The 17,402-nt window shown below is 41.7% G+C and carries 16 protein-coding genes and 1 pseudogene; 11 read left to right on the top strand and 6 right to left on the bottom strand.

What is annotated here, in order from left to right:
- Positions 1-492: 492 nt before the first annotated feature.
- The 8 genes from pgaA (at position 493) to AC5JQI_RS12490 (ending at position 10,494) form a co-directional block, all read left to right on the top strand.
- Entirely contained in the window at positions 493-2,997 is a 2,505-nt protein-coding gene (gene pgaA / locus AC5JQI_RS12525) for a poly-beta-1,6 N-acetyl-D-glucosamine export porin PgaA (protein WP_493912404.1), read from the top strand.
- A 40-nt stretch (positions 2,998-3,037) separates the two neighbouring features.
- Positions 3,038-5,044, top strand: a complete 2,007-nt coding sequence (gene pgaB / locus AC5JQI_RS12520; RefSeq protein WP_493914672.1) for a poly-beta-1,6-N-acetyl-D-glucosamine N-deacetylase PgaB — start codon at positions 3,038-3,040, stop codon at positions 5,042-5,044.
- Complete coding sequence (gene pgaC, locus AC5JQI_RS12515) at positions 5,037-6,365, top strand: poly-beta-1,6-N-acetyl-D-glucosamine synthase (RefSeq protein ID WP_493912403.1); 1,329 nt, start codon at positions 5,037-5,039, stop codon at positions 6,363-6,365. The genes pgaB and pgaC overlap by 8 nt, the downstream gene beginning before the upstream one ends.
- Positions 6,365-6,790 carry a poly-beta-1,6-N-acetyl-D-glucosamine biosynthesis protein PgaD gene (pgaD, locus tag AC5JQI_RS12510; protein ID WP_493912402.1) on the top strand — a complete coding sequence of 142 codons (426 nt, stop codon included), beginning with the start codon at positions 6,365-6,367 and terminating at the stop codon, positions 6,788-6,790. The genes pgaC and pgaD overlap by 1 nt, the downstream gene beginning before the upstream one ends.
- Positions 6,791-6,983: 193 nt before the next feature.
- Positions 6,984-7,580 carry a regulatory sequestration protein YfiR gene (gene yfiR / locus AC5JQI_RS12505; protein ID WP_493912401.1) on the top strand — a complete coding sequence of 199 codons (597 nt, stop codon included), beginning with the start codon at positions 6,984-6,986 and terminating at the stop codon, positions 7,578-7,580.
- Between the two features lie 5 nt (positions 7,581-7,585).
- Positions 7,586-8,836, top strand: a complete 1,251-nt coding sequence (gene dgcN / locus AC5JQI_RS12500) for a diguanylate cyclase DgcN/YfiN (RefSeq protein ID WP_493912400.1) — start codon at positions 7,586-7,588, stop codon at positions 8,834-8,836.
- Between the two features lie 9 nt (positions 8,837-8,845).
- Positions 8,846-9,331 (top strand): outer membrane lipoprotein YfiB, encoded by a 486-nt coding sequence (gene yfiB / locus AC5JQI_RS12495; RefSeq protein ID WP_493912399.1) that lies wholly within the window; start codon positions 8,846-8,848, stop codon positions 9,329-9,331.
- A 239-nt stretch (positions 9,332-9,570) separates the two neighbouring features.
- Positions 9,571-10,494: an EAL domain-containing protein gene (locus AC5JQI_RS12490; protein ID WP_493912398.1), complete on the top strand. Its 924-nt coding sequence runs from the start codon at positions 9,571-9,573 to the stop codon at positions 10,492-10,494.
- 152 nt (positions 10,495-10,646) lie between these two features.
- Here AC5JQI_RS12490 and AC5JQI_RS12485 read toward each other — a convergent pair whose 3' ends face one another.
- The 3 genes and pseudogenes from AC5JQI_RS12485 to AC5JQI_RS12475 all read right to left on the bottom strand — a co-directional run bounded on the left by AC5JQI_RS12485 (position 10,647) and on the right by AC5JQI_RS12475 (position 11,718).
- A complete protein-coding gene (locus tag AC5JQI_RS12485; RefSeq protein ID WP_493912397.1) occupies positions 10,647-11,111 on the bottom strand; it encodes a hypothetical protein in 465 nt (154 codons plus the stop codon).
- A gap of 69 nt (positions 11,112-11,180) precedes the next feature.
- A pseudogene (locus AC5JQI_RS12480) lies at positions 11,181-11,339 on the bottom strand (CPCC family cysteine-rich protein); the annotation flags it as partial.
- 103 nt (positions 11,340-11,442) lie between these two features.
- Positions 11,443-11,718, bottom strand: coding sequence for a PAAR domain-containing protein (locus tag AC5JQI_RS12475; RefSeq protein WP_493912396.1), 276 nt, complete (start codon positions 11,716-11,718; stop codon positions 11,443-11,445).
- Between the two features lie 594 nt (positions 11,719-12,312).
- Between AC5JQI_RS12475 and AC5JQI_RS12470 the strand changes: the two genes are divergently transcribed.
- Genes AC5JQI_RS12470 through AC5JQI_RS12460 form a run of 3 tightly spaced genes read left to right on the top strand, consistent with a single transcriptional unit; the run spans position 12,313 to position 13,496 of the window.
- Positions 12,313-12,645: an ArsR/SmtB family transcription factor gene (locus AC5JQI_RS12470; RefSeq protein WP_237387377.1), complete on the top strand. Its 333-nt coding sequence runs from the start codon at positions 12,313-12,315 to the stop codon at positions 12,643-12,645.
- Between the two features lies 1 nt (position 12,646).
- Positions 12,647-13,084, top strand: coding sequence for a YeeE/YedE family protein (locus tag AC5JQI_RS12465; RefSeq protein ID WP_493912395.1), 438 nt, complete (start codon positions 12,647-12,649; stop codon positions 13,082-13,084).
- A 4-nt stretch (positions 13,085-13,088) separates the two neighbouring features.
- Entirely contained in the window at positions 13,089-13,496 is a 408-nt protein-coding gene (locus AC5JQI_RS12460) for a DUF6691 family protein (protein WP_493912394.1), read from the top strand.
- Between the two features lie 88 nt (positions 13,497-13,584).
- Here AC5JQI_RS12460 and AC5JQI_RS12455 read toward each other — a convergent pair whose 3' ends face one another.
- From AC5JQI_RS12455 to nuoN, 3 genes are all read right to left on the bottom strand, one after another.
- Complete coding sequence (locus tag AC5JQI_RS12455; protein ID WP_493912393.1) at positions 13,585-15,579, bottom strand: BCCT family transporter; 1,995 nt, start codon at positions 15,577-15,579, stop codon at positions 13,585-13,587.
- A 153-nt stretch (positions 15,580-15,732) separates the two neighbouring features.
- The gene (locus AC5JQI_RS12450) at positions 15,733-15,873 is read right to left on the bottom strand and encodes an IS1 family transposase (protein WP_493912392.1); all 141 of its coding nucleotides are present in this window, start codon (positions 15,871-15,873) and stop codon (positions 15,733-15,735) included.
- 70 nt (positions 15,874-15,943) lie between these two features.
- Complete coding sequence (gene nuoN, locus AC5JQI_RS12445) at positions 15,944-17,401, bottom strand: NADH-quinone oxidoreductase subunit NuoN (RefSeq protein ID WP_237387381.1); 1,458 nt, start codon at positions 17,399-17,401, stop codon at positions 15,944-15,946.
- Position 17,402 lies beyond the last annotated feature (1 nt).

The following is a 17,402-nucleotide window of genomic DNA, read 5'->3' as shown; positions in this document are numbered from 1 at the left end:
ATTTATTTGTTTTAAATGGAAACTTCATCAAAAAGTAATATTCACTGGGAGATAATAAAAACCAGATAAGGGCATGGATAAACAGATTAATAAAAACGCTTAATTAAGATTGCTATATAATGGCAATAAAAAACATTCACACTTAGCCTGGGTGTTTTTATTGAAATCAGGTAAATTGTTGTTATTTATTTTTTCGATATTTCATAATTTACAATTAATAGAATATAACAGCATGATTTAAATCAATTATTTTCAGTTAATTATATCAATGTAATTCATTGTAATTATCACTAATAAATATAGTGATATACATTAACCAAATATGTCTCGTTATTTTCCGAAAATTCCCCATTGATATAAATTCACACAGTACGTATTATTCTGCCTCTTCTAAAATTAATAAATTAAAATTTTTCTTAATCTAAATTAAATATCGCTCCGTCTGGCTTTACTGCTTTTAAAACCAATAAGCAGTATAAAAAAGGGGGTACCGTGCCATATCTTTATTTCAGGCCGATAGACTATCATAGATATCGGTATAAACTGTTATCGTTATTTATATCACTAGGTTGTTTAATAACAACAGAAGTCGCACAAGCAGATTATGATGCATTAATTCAACAAGCCAGAAGTGGTAATACTGATCCCATGCTTGAATATATTCGTCAGGAAGAAAAACAGTACTATCTTTCTTCTTCACAAATTGCCGATTGGTTGCAAGTGGCGGGCTGGGCTGGACATAACGATGAAATCATTTCCCTTTGGCAACGTTATCGTACAATGGCTATCCCAGCCAGAGGGATCACTGCGGTTGCACGAGCTTATCGCAATAAGCGCCAATGGCCACAAGCAATTCAACTGTGGCGGACAGCCCTATCTTTCGAAAAACAAAACAGCGACATAAAAGCCGGCCTTATCATGACGCTGGCTGATGCCAAACAAGACAAAGAAGCCCGCTGCCTGGCAAAAAATTTACTGACACATCATCCCAACGCCACCAATTACCGTTTGATGGCTTATGTTGATCAAGCTGCCGGGCGCACATGGGATGCCATGCAAATACTTTCTGCTGCCTATGAACGGTTTCCCAACAATACAGAAGTAATTCAAGCTTATCTGTTCAGCCTGAAAAGTAATCGGGTCAGTGAGCCGGCATGGAACTTGGGGCAACAATACGCTGCACAATTAACCGACAACCTACTGCTGACAAAAGAACAATTACGCAGGTTAGAGACCGATGCCGCAGCAGAATTGGTCCGATTATCAATAATCCCCAATCGCAGCGAAAAAGAGCGGTTTGATATCGCAGACAGAGCACTTGCACGTTACGAAAATATGCTCACCCAATGGCGATCTTTGCCTGATGCCCGACAAGATTATCAGCGAGGGAGTGTAGATCGCCTTGGTGCCCTTCTTGCCCGCCATCGAATGCAGGACGTAATCAATGAATATCAATCCTTGCAAACAGAAGGAGTAAATATACCGGAATATGCCCAGAAATGGGTAGCTTCAGCCTATCTGAACCTACGGCAACCCAATAAGGCAAGGGATATTTTGCGCTCTTTGAACTATCCCTATGGGCATAACCCATCGCCCGCTAAAACACCTTTACCTCATATTACGCCAGAAGATGATAGCGCCCTTTTCTATGCTGATGTGGAAAGCGAGCACTTGAATGAAGCCAGACAACTTGCCGCCGATATCAAGCAACGAAATACTTATGTAGTTAATGTGTTTGGTTCCCCTATTCCCGTCCCTAATGATGACTGGCTACAAGGGCAACAATTTTTAGCTGAGTCTGCACAATTGCATGAAGATCTTCCTGATGCCGAAAAGCGGTTTACTCACTTAGCCCGTACAGCTCCCGGCAATCAAAAATTACGCATTGATCTGGCCTCAATCTGGTTAAATCGCGGCTGGCCACATCGTGCGGAAAATGAGCTAAAACAAATTGAAGGACTCGATCCGCGCAATTTGTCACTGGAAATTCAACAAGGTTATACCGCCTTTGCTCTGCAAGAATGGCATCAAATGGATTTACTGGCCGATGATGTTATTACCCGCGTACCGGAAAATATGCCTGCTAAACGATTTAACCGCCTGCGCAATGTTCATCATATGTCAGAACTGCGCATCAGAGTCAGTCAGGGTATTGATTCCGATAGCCCGAACAGCGGTAAACACAGCTCAGATATTGAGACTGTGCTTTATAGTCCGCCTATTGATGATAATTGGCGTCTCTTTGCTGGGGGTGCTTATAACCGTGGTCAATTCTCAGAAGGCAGGGGAATAAACCGCGATATGCGTAGTGGCATGGAGTGGCGTTCACGGGATTTTTGGTTAGAAGGAGAAGTATCCGCCCGTAACTATGGTAATGGTAATAAAATAGGCTTACGCATTGCAGGATGGCATGACTTTAATGACCAATGGCGTTTGGGCGGCTCAGCTGAGCGCCTTGCCCGTAATACTCCCCTGCGCGCATTGAGTAATAATATCCACGCTGATGGTGGTCAAATTTACACTCGCTGGAGACACAGTGAACGCAGCCAGTGGACAGCTCGTTTTGCCTCTTCATTCTTCTCAGATGGCAATCATCGGTTTGAATATGGCATCAATGGCCAGCAACGCTTATATACCGCGCCTTACTTTAAGCTTGATACGGCGTTGGAACTGAGCACCTCTCAGAATAGCCGTCATCAAAATACACCTTATTTCAATCCTAAAAGTGATTTTACGCTTCTGTCCGCACTGGCAGCCGATCACATCATGTATCGGCATTATCAAACCGTCTGGAGCCAGCAATTTGTGGCGGGAGTTGGGCAATACCGGCAGCAAGGCTATGGTAGTGGCTTGATCACATTGGTGGAATATGGTCAGCGCATTAAGTGGAATGACGTCATTGACGCAGGAGTGAGATTTACTCTGAATAAACGTCCTTATGACGGTAAACGAGAAAGTAATCTGCAAGCTGCTTTTGATTTAATCTATCGGTTCTAAAGGATCCTTTATGATAAACAATATCTTTCGCCATTGGTTAATGATATCAGCACTGCTGATTAGCCTGCTTATTCCCCAACTGCACATCATGGCATACGCAGAAAAACCGGAGTTCGTTCCACCAGCGCAACGCCCCCTTGCCATGAATGAACGTCCCTGGCCACAAAATGGTTATGTGGTTCTGGCGTATCATGATGTAGAAGATGACGGCGCTGATCAGCGTTTTATGTCAGTCCGTACTAGCGCTTTGAACGATCAATTTGCCTGGTTGCGTGAAAATGGCTATCAACCGGTTAGCGTTGATCAAATCCTTATTGCTCATCAAGGCGGAACTCCCTTGCCTCCCAAGGCAGTATTGCTGACATTCGATGATGGTTACAGCAGTTTTTACCATCGGGTCTTTCCTTTACTGAAAGCCTATAGTTGGCCGGCTATTTTGGCTCCTGTCGGAGTTTGGGTTGATGCTCCAGCCGGAAAACCCGTCAATTTTGGTGGTTTGATGGTGCCACGGGAGCGTTTCACCACATGGGAACAGGTTACTGAGATGTCCCGCTCTGGTTTAGTGGAAATAGGTTCCCATACTTATCAGCATCATTATGGTGCCATCGGTAATCCACAAGGAAATACAGAGCCTGCCGCCGCCATTCGCATTTACGATCCGAAAACAGGTCAGTATGAAAATGATAAGGCGTTTCGCCAACGAATGGAAAAAGATATTGCCACTATCACTCAACGGATCATCTCCGCCACGGGTAGGCAGCCCCGGGTCTGGGTCTGGCCTTATGGCATGGATAGCGGTATTACTCTGGATATAGCCAAACGTTATGGCTACAAGATGGCACTGACACTGGACAATGGATTAGCAAATGTTAACAATCTTGATAATGTTCCACGCATATTGCTTACCAATAATCCCTCACTGAAAGAATTCGCTGGACAGGTAATTCAAGTTCAGAATAAACACATCTTACGGATTGCCCATATTGATATGGACTATGTTTACGATCCTGATCCCGTTCAGCAAGCCAGTAACCTCGACGAACTCGTACAGCGCATTGCCGATCTCCGCGTCAATACTGTTTTTCTGCAAACCTTCTCTGACCCCAAAGGTGATGGCAATGTACGGGAACTCTACTTCCCTAATCGCTGGTTACCGATGCGGGCTGATTTATTTAACCGGGTCTCTTGGCAACTGCAAAGTCGGTTGAATATTGATGTTTACGCTTGGATGCCAGTTTTGGCATTTGAACTGAATCCAGCATTTCCACGGGTAATGAGTTATGACGAAAATAGCAATAAGCTGTTTGTGAATCCAACACAATATCGACGCTTATCTCCCTATAACCCGGAAAATCGCCAACGTATCAAAGAGATTTATCAGGATCTGGCGGCTCACTCTATTTTTAAGGGCATCCTGTACCACGATGATGCCGTTATGTCGGACTTTGAAGATGCAGGCCCCGATGCCATTAAAGTCTATCAGGCCGCAGGCCTGCCTGCCTCTATTGCCGATATCCGTCAAAATCCCGAGCTATTTTCCCGTTGGACTCGTTTCAAAAGCAAATATTTAATTGATTTTATTAATGAATTAACTCAAGAGGTTAAATCTATACGGGGCTATCAAATCAAAACCGCACGCAATATTTTTGCCATGCCGATTTTAGAACCAGGCAGCGAAGAATGGTTTGCCCAAAATCTGGATGATTTTCTTGCCAATTACGATTGGGTTGCCCCGATGGCAATGCCATTGATGGAAAATGTGCCGTTATCAAAAAGCAATCAGTGGCTATCCCGTTTAGTCAAAATCATTGCGCAACGACCACAGGCATTGGAAAAAACTGTTTTTGAACTCCAGGCCGTAGATTGGCACAAGCCAGAGGATAAAAGGGCAATTCCCGGACGCCAATTAGCAGAATGGATGCGTCAATTGCAGCTAAACGGCGCTCAGAGTTTTGGTTATTACCCTGATGATTTTCTCAATAATCAACCAGAAATGAATGAGATCCGTCCCGTTCTTTCTCCAGAATGGTATCCACTTAATGATTGATCGTATTCTTGCTTTTATCGTGCTCTGCCTTGTATTGGGTATTCCCCTTGGCATCGCCATCGCTTTTACCGGCAAGGTCATGATGAATTTTGTCTTTTTCTGGCCGCTGTTCATGTCTGCTATTTGGATTTCAGGCGGGATCTATTTTTGGTTCTATCGGGAAAGGCACTGGAAGCTCATTGATTCAGAAGTTCCCCGCCTTCAAGGTGACCCTCTGATTTCAATTTTAATTCCTTGCTATAACGAAGGATTAAATGTTCGCGAGACATTGCAGGCAGCATTAAACCAGCGTTATACCAATATTGAAGTCATCGCCATCAATGATGGCTCAACCGATAGTACCGCTGATGAACTCAATGCCATGGCTCAGCAGCACAAGGCATTGAGAGTCATTCACTTGAAGCAGAATCAGGGAAAAGCCACCGCACTTCAGGCTGGTGCTGCCGCTGCCAACAGTGATTATCTGGTCTGCATTGATGGCGATGCCTTGCTGGATCGGGATGCCGCAGTCTGGTTGGTCAAGCCCATGATCGACCATCCCCGTGTAGGCGCAGTCACAGGTAATCCCCGCGTCCGAACACGATCGACTTTAATTGGACGCGTTCAGGTCGGAGAATTTTCCTCCATCATCGGCCTTATAAAACGTACCCAGCGGGTCTATGGCCAAGTATTTACCGTTTCTGGTGTCGTTGCCGCCTTTAACCGCAGAGCGCTTGCTCACGTCGGTTACTGGAGCAACGATATGATCACAGAAGATATTGATATTAGCTGGAAGCTTCAATTACATCATTGGTCTATTTTCTTCGAACCCCGCGCTATATGCTGGATCTTAATGCCTGAAACCCTGCGGGGCTTATGGAAGCAGCGGTTACGTTGGGCACAGGGCGGAGCTGAAGTGTTTCTGAAAAATCTGCGTCAACTGTGGTCATGGGAATATCGCCGTATGTGGGTATTATTCGCAGAATTCTGCTGCTCCGTTATCTGGTCATTTACCTTTGCCCTTTCCATCATTTTATTTCTCCTCGGAATGGTTATCACATTACCGGAAAACATCCGCATCTATACATTATTTCCACCCGGATATACGGGATTAGTACTGGCAGCTACCTGCCTGATCCAATTTACCGTCAGTTTAATCATTGAACGACGTTATGAAAAATACGTTGCCTCATCACTGTTTTGGGTGATTTGGTATCCGATGATTTATTGGATACTAAATCTGTTTACGACATTGGTATCTTTCCCAAAAGTCATGCTCAAAGTACACAGAAAACGAGCTCGCTGGGAAAGTCCTGATCGGGGAATAGAGAGAATCGAATAATGAAAGATCCGTTGATTTTTACCGAACAAAGATTATCACCTCTCCTGATTGATATTCTATTAACTATTCTGGCTTGGGTTGGTTTTGTTTATTTATTCGCAATGGGATTATTTTATTCCTCCCATAACGGATCCAAACTTTTTACGTCGGAATTCACTTCAGAACTGGGTTTGATAGCGCTTTATATCATCATAGCGATATTTAATGCACTTTTGCTGATTGGGTGGGCAAAATACAATCAGTATCGTTTCAAGGTAGAACGCCGTCGCCACCGCGCTTCGTTGACTCATGCAGAAGTAGCCAGCAGTTTAATTTTGGAACAAAAATTGTTAGGTGTCTTAAGACAAAGCAAAGTTTCCAGTATCACTTATGACAATCATGGACATATAATAGGAATCAATAAAAACTCATCGACATATAGATAGCAATTAATATATTTCAGTGTAAATTATATTCAGGATTATAAATAATTCCATCAAGTTATTAATGTGTTTTATAACCTATCTCAGTCGGTATCAGTAATACCACAATGAGATAGGTTTTAGCTGACAACATACTTTATCAATAATTTCAATACTATTATTTACATGATATGAAAGGCAAAACTTGGAATTCGTTATGCAAGTGATTGAACGGACTCATCATCTTTGTAGGCGTATTGTTTTTAATCAGTTTATTTCCAGATTATTTTTACGGTTATTGACAACTTTATTCTTAATCATCGTGATGGGTAATTCAGTAGTAATGGCTATGCCTGATACTAATGAAAAGCTAAAACTCAATGAAAATGTTGCTCGGGTAGTTTCTGGGATCATCAGTTATACACACTGGCCTACTACACGTGCTGCTCTGCGCTTGTGTCTGGTTCCCCCATCCAATTACATTAGCCCCTTAACCCACATTAATATGATTTCTGATCAAACAGAATTGCATATAGAAACCCTGAATTTCAACGTAAAACAATTGATAGAAAAATGTGATGTGATTTACTACGGTCAAATCAACCCCTTGCTCCAGCACCAAGTCATTAGCCAGAAAAATAATAAACCACTGCTCACCATTGCTGAAAACAACCCACACTGCGAAATAGGCAGTGCATTTTGCCTCAACATGAATAACACGCAAGTAACATTTAGCCTAAACCTCGATATTCTGGCGCGCAGTGGCGTACGCGTGCATCCGAATGTCCTACAATTAGCGCGTAAGGTGGAATAATCTGTATGAAAAAACGTTATTCACTGATGTCATCGCGCCCTACTTTGCGTCAGGTTTTTCACCGGATCCATTTAGTTATCACATTTATCTCGTTATCCGTCGTGGGGTTATTTCTATCTTTATTGTCATTACTCGCTATGCAAGATTATGCCAAAAATAACCTAAAACTGATCGCCACAACCATCGCCCATACAGCACAAGCTGCCGTAGTTTTTCAGGATAAAACCGCCGCGACCGAAATACTGGAAATGATCGCGGTTCATGATGGTTTTACAAAAGCCAAGATCTTTGATGCCAGACAACAAGTGTTAGCAAGCTGGCAATCCAATCAAGAAGCCCGCATGGGCAACTTCAAAAAGTTGGTCGAAGGCTGGCTTTTTCCTGAACCATTTACCCTTCCCATTTACTATCATCACCAAAAAGTCGGCTCAGTCTGGCTAATTGGCAACAGCGATCACATCATCCAGTTTATTTATCAGGCTTTGCTGGTGTTATTTGCTTGCCTGCTATTCAGCGCCGTGATCTCACTTTATCTCTCCCTGCGTATGCATGATGGCATTGTCCGGGCATTGCAAAATATTACCGTTGTTGCCCATGACGTCCGACAACGACGCGCATTTTCACGGCGTGTACCCTCAGCCCATATTGCTGAATTACATGAATTAAGTCAGGTTTTTAATCATCTTCTCGAAGAACTGGAAGAATGGCAGCATCACTTACAGACAGAAAAGGCCGTTTTAACCTGGCAGGCACAACATGACTCACTGACCGGTTTACCGAATCGGGCAACATTTGAACGTGTTCTTTCAACGGTAATGAATGATAAGTTCATGCGTGAAAGTGCAGCCATATTATTTATTGATGGCAACCGGCTGAAATACGTCAACGATATCTATGGACATGCTGCCGGCGATCTCGTTCTTGTCACTATCGCCGACACTTTAAAAAGAAGGGTCAGGAAAACAGACACCGTTGCCCGGCTTGGCGGGGATGAATTTGCCATCTTATTACCTTCGGCCAATCCGGAAGATGCCGAATGCGTCGCAAAAAATATCATTCACGCTATGGACACTCCCATTTCCCTTCCCAACGGCCAGCACCTGCGCATCACACTGAGTATTGGCATCGCCTTATCCAACAGAGAGTTAACAGCAGAGCAACTACTGTCTGAAGCCGATGCAGCCATGTACCACATCAAACAACGAGGTGGCGGTTGGCATGCCGCTAATACAACAAAACTAAACTACCTACCATAGGAACTCATTATGAATAAAAAACGTTCTTTTATATTTATCTGCGCATTTATTGGAACCCTTTTTCTCAATGCCTGCCAGAACAAAGGAATCCTGACAGCAGCACAAATCGCAGCACTGAAACAACAAGGGTTTCAACAAACAGATGAAGGTTGGCTATTTGGCATGTCAGAAAAAGTACTGTTTGGTAATAACCAATTTCGCTTGCGCCCAGAAGGTGAAGATAAACTCAAAGAACTGTCAAACGTTTTGACCAGAGTCGGCATTCATCACGCACACCTTGATGGCCATACTGACAACTATGGAGAAGTGAGTTACAACGATCAATTATCCCTTAAACGCGCCAACACAGTTGCATATGCCCTGACACAAGACGGGATGCAACGCACTAATCTCACAACCCGAGGATTAGGGTCAAATCAGCCTATTGCTGATAATAAGAATTCTAAAGGCAGGGCAGAAAATCGACGGGTTGCTATTATCATAACGGTACCATAATAATTTGTCTCTATTGCCACGGATGGCAAAAATGTTCTATTTATCTGGAGTATCTCAGTAAATTAAGAATTTTTTGCTCAGATTTTGTCATATAACACTATATCTATTTCCTGTCTCCAATTTCTTCCTGTAATATAGCCGACATTGTTTTTTTACTGTTGAGTAATACACTTTATTAAAAAGGAAAAATGATGGGGCTGAATCTGAAATCATCCCGATCTCTGTATCGGATATTTGTGATGTTATTCATTACCATCACTGCCAGCACAGCTTTTATATTCTGGAGAATATTTTCCAATTATCAGAATAATATCCATCCCAATATGGAATTGGAAAGTGTATTTATTTTACTATCTCTACTAACCTTCTTGTTTACAGTATTTTTCTACAAACATACCAGAACCATTACAATTCCAGAATACCGGTTGAAAAAAGCAGTTAAAAATAAACAATTCATCCCTTACATTCAGCCAATTATTTGTAGCAAAAATAACAAGATAATTGGATGTGAAATCCTTGTGCGCTGGCAGCACCCGGTTCATGGGTTATTAACACCAAATAAATTTATCGCACAAATTGAAAAATCGGATCTAATTATCCCGTTAACTCAGGATCTTATCAGGCAAGTACAAGAATACTTCGCGCCAATTACTCATCAACTGCCTCAAAACTTCCATTTCAATTTCAACATCAGTGCAAGACATTATAAAGATGACAATTTGGTAGTTGATTGCCAAAACTTTATTAAAGCATTTCCGAAAGATTCCATCAGGCTGATTTTGGAAATTACTGAGCGGGAATTACTGGAACCAGACGAGCATACAATTAGTTTATTCAATAAGCTGGATGAATTAGGCGTATTAATTGCGTTGGACGATTTTGGCACAGGCTATTCCAATCACAATTATTTACAAAAATTTAACGTTAACTTAGTGAAAATTGGACATAACTTTGTTAGCAAAATGAATACAGATAGAATTTCAAAGCATATTGTTGAAAATATTATTGATCTTGCTTTACGGCTTCATTTAGAAATTGTGGCAGAAGGAATTGAAAACCAAAAACAGCTCAACCAATTAAAGAACTATTCTGTTAACTATTTGCAAGGCTATTACTTTAATCATCCCATATCATTAGACGAATTTGTTAAAAAGTGGTTGTAATAGATATTTTCCCAGCCAAAGTCTGACCCTTGGTGAGAGGCAGGAGCCTCTCATCAATCCCCAAGAACATAAGATAGCTATGCGACTGGGATAAACGAGCGTTGCTAACAAAGCAGCAACTTGACATACAAAGGATATGAATCAGTTGGAAGTTAAATATTGCAAAATGTTTTGTTTGATATTTTAGACTTACCATGCTCATTCAATACTATCGGTAATTTATGCAAAAACACATAACCATGGTGTTGAAATTCAATCAGAACTTTTTTTGAAGGAGATATGAAAAATGTATCACCATCAAAAAAACAACTAGAATTAGACTTGAAATAATCTTCAACAAAATCATCAATGTTATTTATATCCATCATATAAACTTTATCTTTTGTATAAGAATCTTCATTAATGATAAAAATATCGCGGGAAAGGTATCTTTTAAAATTAATGAGATTTAATATTGCAGAATCACCCATCCGACCACAAGCTTCTATCTTACTTAAAAATTCAAACCTATTTTCTTGTGCAAAACCAACGTAATGAAGTAATACCAACTCTCCGCCAATAATAGGATGCAATATCAAATCAGCTTTATCCATAGTGTACTCTTTATAGCTTTCCATACTATGTACCTTTGATTTTTTAATAAACTGATTTAACAATACATAAAATAACTTAATCTTTCCACTTTGTTTAAAGGCATTTTTGGCCTCATTTAAGCTTATTGAATTAGCACCTCCAGAATAATCAGGATATTGGGGGTGAATGGGATAATCTTCCCATTTACAAATAGGACAAATATTGTATTCTGCTAAAAGTTCAAAAGGTGTATTATTGCAGTATGGGCAAATGCATTAAGAACCCATCATATTACATTAATATATTCACTATAAAATAAATCAGCTTAAATTTCTCTAAATTGGAGAAATTAATAAAATCACCTTTAACTTAAACTTATTTTTGATAAGTATCAGGGATAGAGTGAATAAGCCCCGCACTACAAGGGCAGGTTGTTCTGCTATCCAAAGTCCCTGCTAATTTTGTGCCGTTATCAACGAAAGAACCAACCCCACCAACAATGGCATATTTACCCGAATATCTGCCACAAGTCACAGTAGAACCTTCAATTGCTGCTTGCTTACCATAAAATTTAATGTTGTTGGTTCCTGTTAGAATCGCACCACCGCACGTTGTTTTATCCCCGACTGTCAGAAAATTTCCTTTTGCCATTTTATTTCCTCTCGTTTTAGATTCAATTTATAGTGAAACAATTACTCTTGTCTGAATTCAACATCTCAATGTTTTAGCCAATTATTTCTTTTTGCAGTGTATTTATTGTACATCTTGTTTAGTGAAAATATCAACCCAAGTAATCTCTTTTAATAGCAAGAATACAGAATAATATGTTGATTATATCGGCTCGTAGCCTTTTATATTGATTTGAAAAATCCATTTAAATCTTAAAAACAAAATCTTTGCTAATAAATATTAATATAAGAAGAATACTCGTGTTTATTGTTTTTTGAAAAATCAATAAGCAAATCTAGAGTTATTATTATCTCATCATCATCTTGCTCTTTTTTTAAAGATTCTTTTACCAATTTATTAAGAGACACATAGATATTTTCAACTTTTTTAATTTATGAATTATTGCCAAATTATTCATAGTTGACAAATAGGACAGGTTTCATATCTTTTATAATCATATCAATCAATAATATATGATTTTTCATTTTTTATAGGCTTCATATAGTTAATTAAAGCTTGTATTTAATTTATAAAATTATATTATATAAAAAAATAAAGTGTTAAGGTGAGAATGTGATGATGAAGATGGATCGTTCTTTGCAACAAGCAATGCGTGAGGCTGCCGAAGGAGTGGCAGATGTGTTACGCGCCCTTTCCAATGATGACCGCTTGCTATTGATGTGCCAGCTTAGTCAGGGAGAAGCCTCTGTTGGACAACTTGAAAAAGCTGTGGGTATCCATCAGCCTACTCTGTCACAGCAACTTGGTGTAATGCGGCGGTTGAATCTGGTGAAGACACGTCGGGAAGGAAAACAGATCTTCTATCGTATTGAAGATGAACGCATTCTGACATTACTTCATACTCTTTATACCTTGTATTGCCCGAAACCGGAAATAACAGGAGACTAGGATGAGCATTAATTTTGCCCAGTTTACACCGGCGCTGAGCTTTGGTGGGGGAATATTGATTGGTCTGGCTGCAATTGTGCTGATATTGTTTTGTGGTCGAATTGCCGGTATCAGCGGTATTCTCGGCGGATTGCTGCAACGTGAAACGAAAGATCGCTCATGGCGGGTGGCATTTCTCGCAGGCATAATTATTGCACCTGTACTCTATGGCCTGCTGTATCCATTACCGGAAATCACAGTTACAGCATCTTGGTCTACCATTATTATCGCGGGTCTTTTGGTGGGAATGGGAACACGTATTGGCTCCGGCTGTACCAGCGGACATGGCGTATGTGGGCTTTCTCGCCTCTCTTTGCGTTCATTGGTCGCCACACTGATCTTTATGGCCGTGGGATTTTTTACGGCAACTGTGCTGGGTGCTTGGTCTTTAGGAGGATGAAAAAATGATAGTGATACTTTCTCTTCTGTCTGGTGTCATTTTTGGTTTGGGGTTGATTATCGGTGGGATGGCAAACCCGGAAAAAGTTTTGGGCTTTCTGGATCTAGCACATCCGTGGGATCCGTCTCTGGCACTTGTGATGATGGGAGCTATTATTGTCGGCCTGTTCGGTTTCTCACTGGCTAAACGTCGTCAGTATGCACTTTGTGGTACACCAATGATATTACCTGACCAACGTCAAATAGACTGGCGTTTGGTAGGGGGAGCCGCGCTTTTTGGGCTGGGATGGGGCATTGCCGGGATTTGTCCGGGACCCGGCTTAGTACTACTGGGAGCAGGCTATGCAAAAGGGTTCGCCTTTGTACTGGCGATGATCGTCGGAATGTGGTTGGTGGGTCGTAAAAATAACTGACATTGCATCAACATAATCCTGCTCAATAATGCCATCAGCCGACAAACAAAAGAATCCCCGGATTAACAATCTGGGGATTGGCTTTTTACTAACGAACCAAATGCAAAAAGTGAATGTGCTTTTCGTATTGATCCAAAATATCATGGATAATCTGCTCTTGCGTCCACCCCATCAGATCATAATCCTGCCCACCTTCTTTAAGGTAAACTTCAGCGCGATAATATTTTTGTTCCTCACTTTTTTCATCATCTTCCAAACCTGCAATAGCAAATGTAGGTTGAATATAACTTCTCAGACGAACTTCATAGACAAAGTTAAGATTTTCGCCAAAATCCACCTCCAGGTGAATTCGGCCATCCATTTCATTATTAATAACAGCAACTTTGTTCTGTTTCCCCAATTCCCCGGCCACCAGCTCCATTGAACTTTGGATAACCTCGATCATGAAACGCTTCACTTGTGAACTCTTAGGGTAATAAACGATATTTCTTAATCTTCGCTGCCACGGAATAGGATTTCGACTGGCCGGAGGTGCAATCGTAGTCATTTGTTGGCTGTCTTTTTTGTATGCATCAATCCGTAATGCCTTAAGCAAGCCATAGATTGATATCAGCAGAATGACAGAGAAAGGAAGCGCACTGGCAATTGTTACCGTTTGCAAAGCGGATAAACCACCTGCAATCAATAATGAAATAGCCACGACGCCCATCAAACCTGCCCAAAAGATCCGTTGCCAGACAGGTGTATGGTTAGCACCACCAGAAGCCAGTGTATCAACCACCATTGCGCCAGAATCTGCTGAAGTCACGAAAAACATCACAACCATGACTATAGCGATAAACGAAAGTACGGAAGGAAACGGGAAATGCTCCAGAAAGTTAAACAGTGCCAGAGAAACATCTGACTGTACTACATCGGCTAATTCTGTTGCTCCTTTATTGGCAATCAAATCAATGGAGCTGTTACCAAATGCCGTCATCCACATCAGGGTAAAACCGCTGGGTACAAACAAGACGCCTGTTACAAATTCTCTGATTGTGCGTCCCCGCGAGACTCTCGCGATAAACATGCCAACAAATGGAGACCACGATAACCACCATCCCCAATACAGTAATGTCCATCCCCCCAGCCAGTTACTGGATTTAGGTTCATAGGCATACAGGTTAAATGTTTTACTGACAATTTCTGAAAGGTAGCCTCCTGTGTTTTCCACAAAGGATTTCAGTAGCAGTACGGTAGGTCCCAGAGCCACCACCAAAAGCAACAATAAAACCGCCAGACCCAGATTCAATTCAGATAAAATACGAATGCCTTTATCCAAACCGGAAACAACAGACAGGGTTGCCAAAGCGGTAATAGCAATAATCAGTATAACCTGTACTGTTTCATTGATAGGCAAACCAAAAAGATGGTTAAGACCGGCATTAACCTGAAGGACGCCATAGCCCAAAGAGGTCGCGACACCAAATACTGTACCAATAACAGCAAAAACATCGACGGCATGACCCATTGGCCCATAAATTTTATCGCCAATAATCGGATACAGCGCAGAGCGCAATGTCAGAGGCAAACCGTGTCGGTAACTAAAAAATGCCAGAATTAACGCTACAATGGCATAAATTGCCCAAGCATGAAGCCCCCAATGGAAGAAAGTCAGTTTCATCGCTTGTTTTGCAGCTTCGATACTTTCAGGTGTCCCTACTGGGGGAGAGAGGTAATGCATGACCGGTTCAGCCACACCAAAAAACATAAGCCCGATCCCCATCCCCGCAGAAAAGAGCATAGCAAACCAGGAAAAATAACTGAAATCTGGTTCAGCATGGTCGGGACCCAGTTTTATATTGCCGTATCTGGACAATCCCAGATAGGTAACCGAAAGCAAAATCAAGGCAACTGCAAGAATATAAAACCAACTGGCATTAACAAAAATGTCCTGCTGTAAAGCCTTAAACCATCGATCGGCAAGTTCGGGTTTCAAACCAGCGAATGTCACCAGAGCAATGACTAAAAACGCCGAGAAGAAAAAAACTGGTGGGTTAATGGAAGTTTTAGTCTTTACCTGACCAGTATTATCTTGACTCATAATTATCCTTCAAAATTAATGTTCGACACTATCTCCTATTTACTCCAATAAGCAATTTTGCAGAGATGCCAATAAATAAATACAACCATTAACAAATGGTTACATACCTAGCGGCTCTATTGTGATTATTATTCACTCAGCCTACGCTAAAAGTCACCTTAACATAAAAACGGAAGTAACTGTACTTACAGAGGGGTATGTCGAACAGTGGTGGAGGAAATAATGCCCAATAATTTTATAATGCATTTCAATGGATTTTGAAAAAGAAAGTGTTTTGTAAGTCAACCTTGCCAAATTCCAGCCCAGAATAAAAAAACCAGCCAACAATGACTGGGTTTTTTATTAGGTTATTCAGGTTATTGTCTTATAAAGCGCTTTTCGCCTGTTGAACAATATCAATCAACGGTTGTGGCCAAACACCGAGGATTAACACCAACAACCCTGTAAGCAATACAACAATCCCGCCAGCAGTGAATGCCCAATTGTGTGGTGTATCACGGTTCAGTGCCTTCGGTGCTGGCAAGTATAAACTCACCATCACACGCAGATAGTAGTAAAGGCCAATGGCACTACCCAGAACTACCGCGCCAGTCAACCACCACAATCTCGCTTCAACACCGGTTGCGATAACGTAGAATTTACCAATGAAGCCGAAGGTTAACGGAATCCCCGCCAATGACAGCATCATAATGGTCATAACGGCTGACAGGATCGGTTTATGCCAGAACAAGCCGCGATATGAGAACAGTGAATCCGCATCCGGCCCTCTGTACGGGCTGGACATCAAACTGACTACGCCAAATGCCCCGATACTGGCAAGCAGATAACCCACCAGATAGATACCCGCCGTCTCTTCTGCCAGTGTGTGATCTTTGATGGCAACCAACACCACCAGCAAATATCCCAGATGAGAAATGGATGAGTAACCCAATAGACGTTTGATATTGCTTTGTGTCAACGCCAGTAAGTTACCAAACAGGATAGATGCAATGGCAATGACAGTCAGCACAATGCGCAGGGTTTCGCTTTCGGTGACAGGCGCTTCAAGGAACAAGCGCATAACCACAGCAAAGATAGCCACTTTACTTGCTGTCGCCAGAAAGGTCGATACTGGTGCTGGTGCACCTTGATAAACATCCGGTGTCCACAGTTGGAAAGGCACGAGGGAGAGTTTGAAGCCCAGTCCCACAATCATCATACCCAATCCTGCTAAGACCAGAGGTTCATGCAGTTTACTGTCACTTAAGCTTTTACCCAGTGATGCGAAGGACAAGTCACCGGATTCAGCATACAGCAGCGCAATACCAAACAGCAGGAATGAAGATGCCGTTGCGGACAGCAACATATATTTGATACTGGCTTCCAGTGAACGTTTCTGGCGATATGCATAACCAATCAATCCAAATAGTGGCAGAGTGATCAGTTCAATCCCGATAAACAGCGATGCCATATGGTTGGCAGAAGAGAGCAGAATTCCCCCAACAGCCGCAATCAGCACCAAAAGATAAAATTCTTCTTTGTTATCGGGATAATTCTCCAACCATGAATAGGCAAATGTCGTCGTTGCAAGGCTCGCAATCAGCACAAGGGCTGTATAGAACATTGCAAAACGATCCACATGAATCAGTGGCGTGACATCCATCGGCTCTTGTTGTCCCACAAAATAGAGAGAAAACAGAGCCAGATTAAGGCCAATCACCGTCAGAGTGACATTGGTGAAATGATCGCGTCGCCACGCAATGGACAGCATCACAACCACCACCGTCAATCCGACGATCAATAGCGGCAATAGTGCGATCAATTGTTCAGAAGTTATTGTCATG

It is taken from the genome of Xenorhabdus sp. XBWT, from assembly GCF_059072735.1.
Note: the sequence above shows the minus strand (reverse complement) of the source record. Positions and strands in the feature narration are given on the sequence as shown.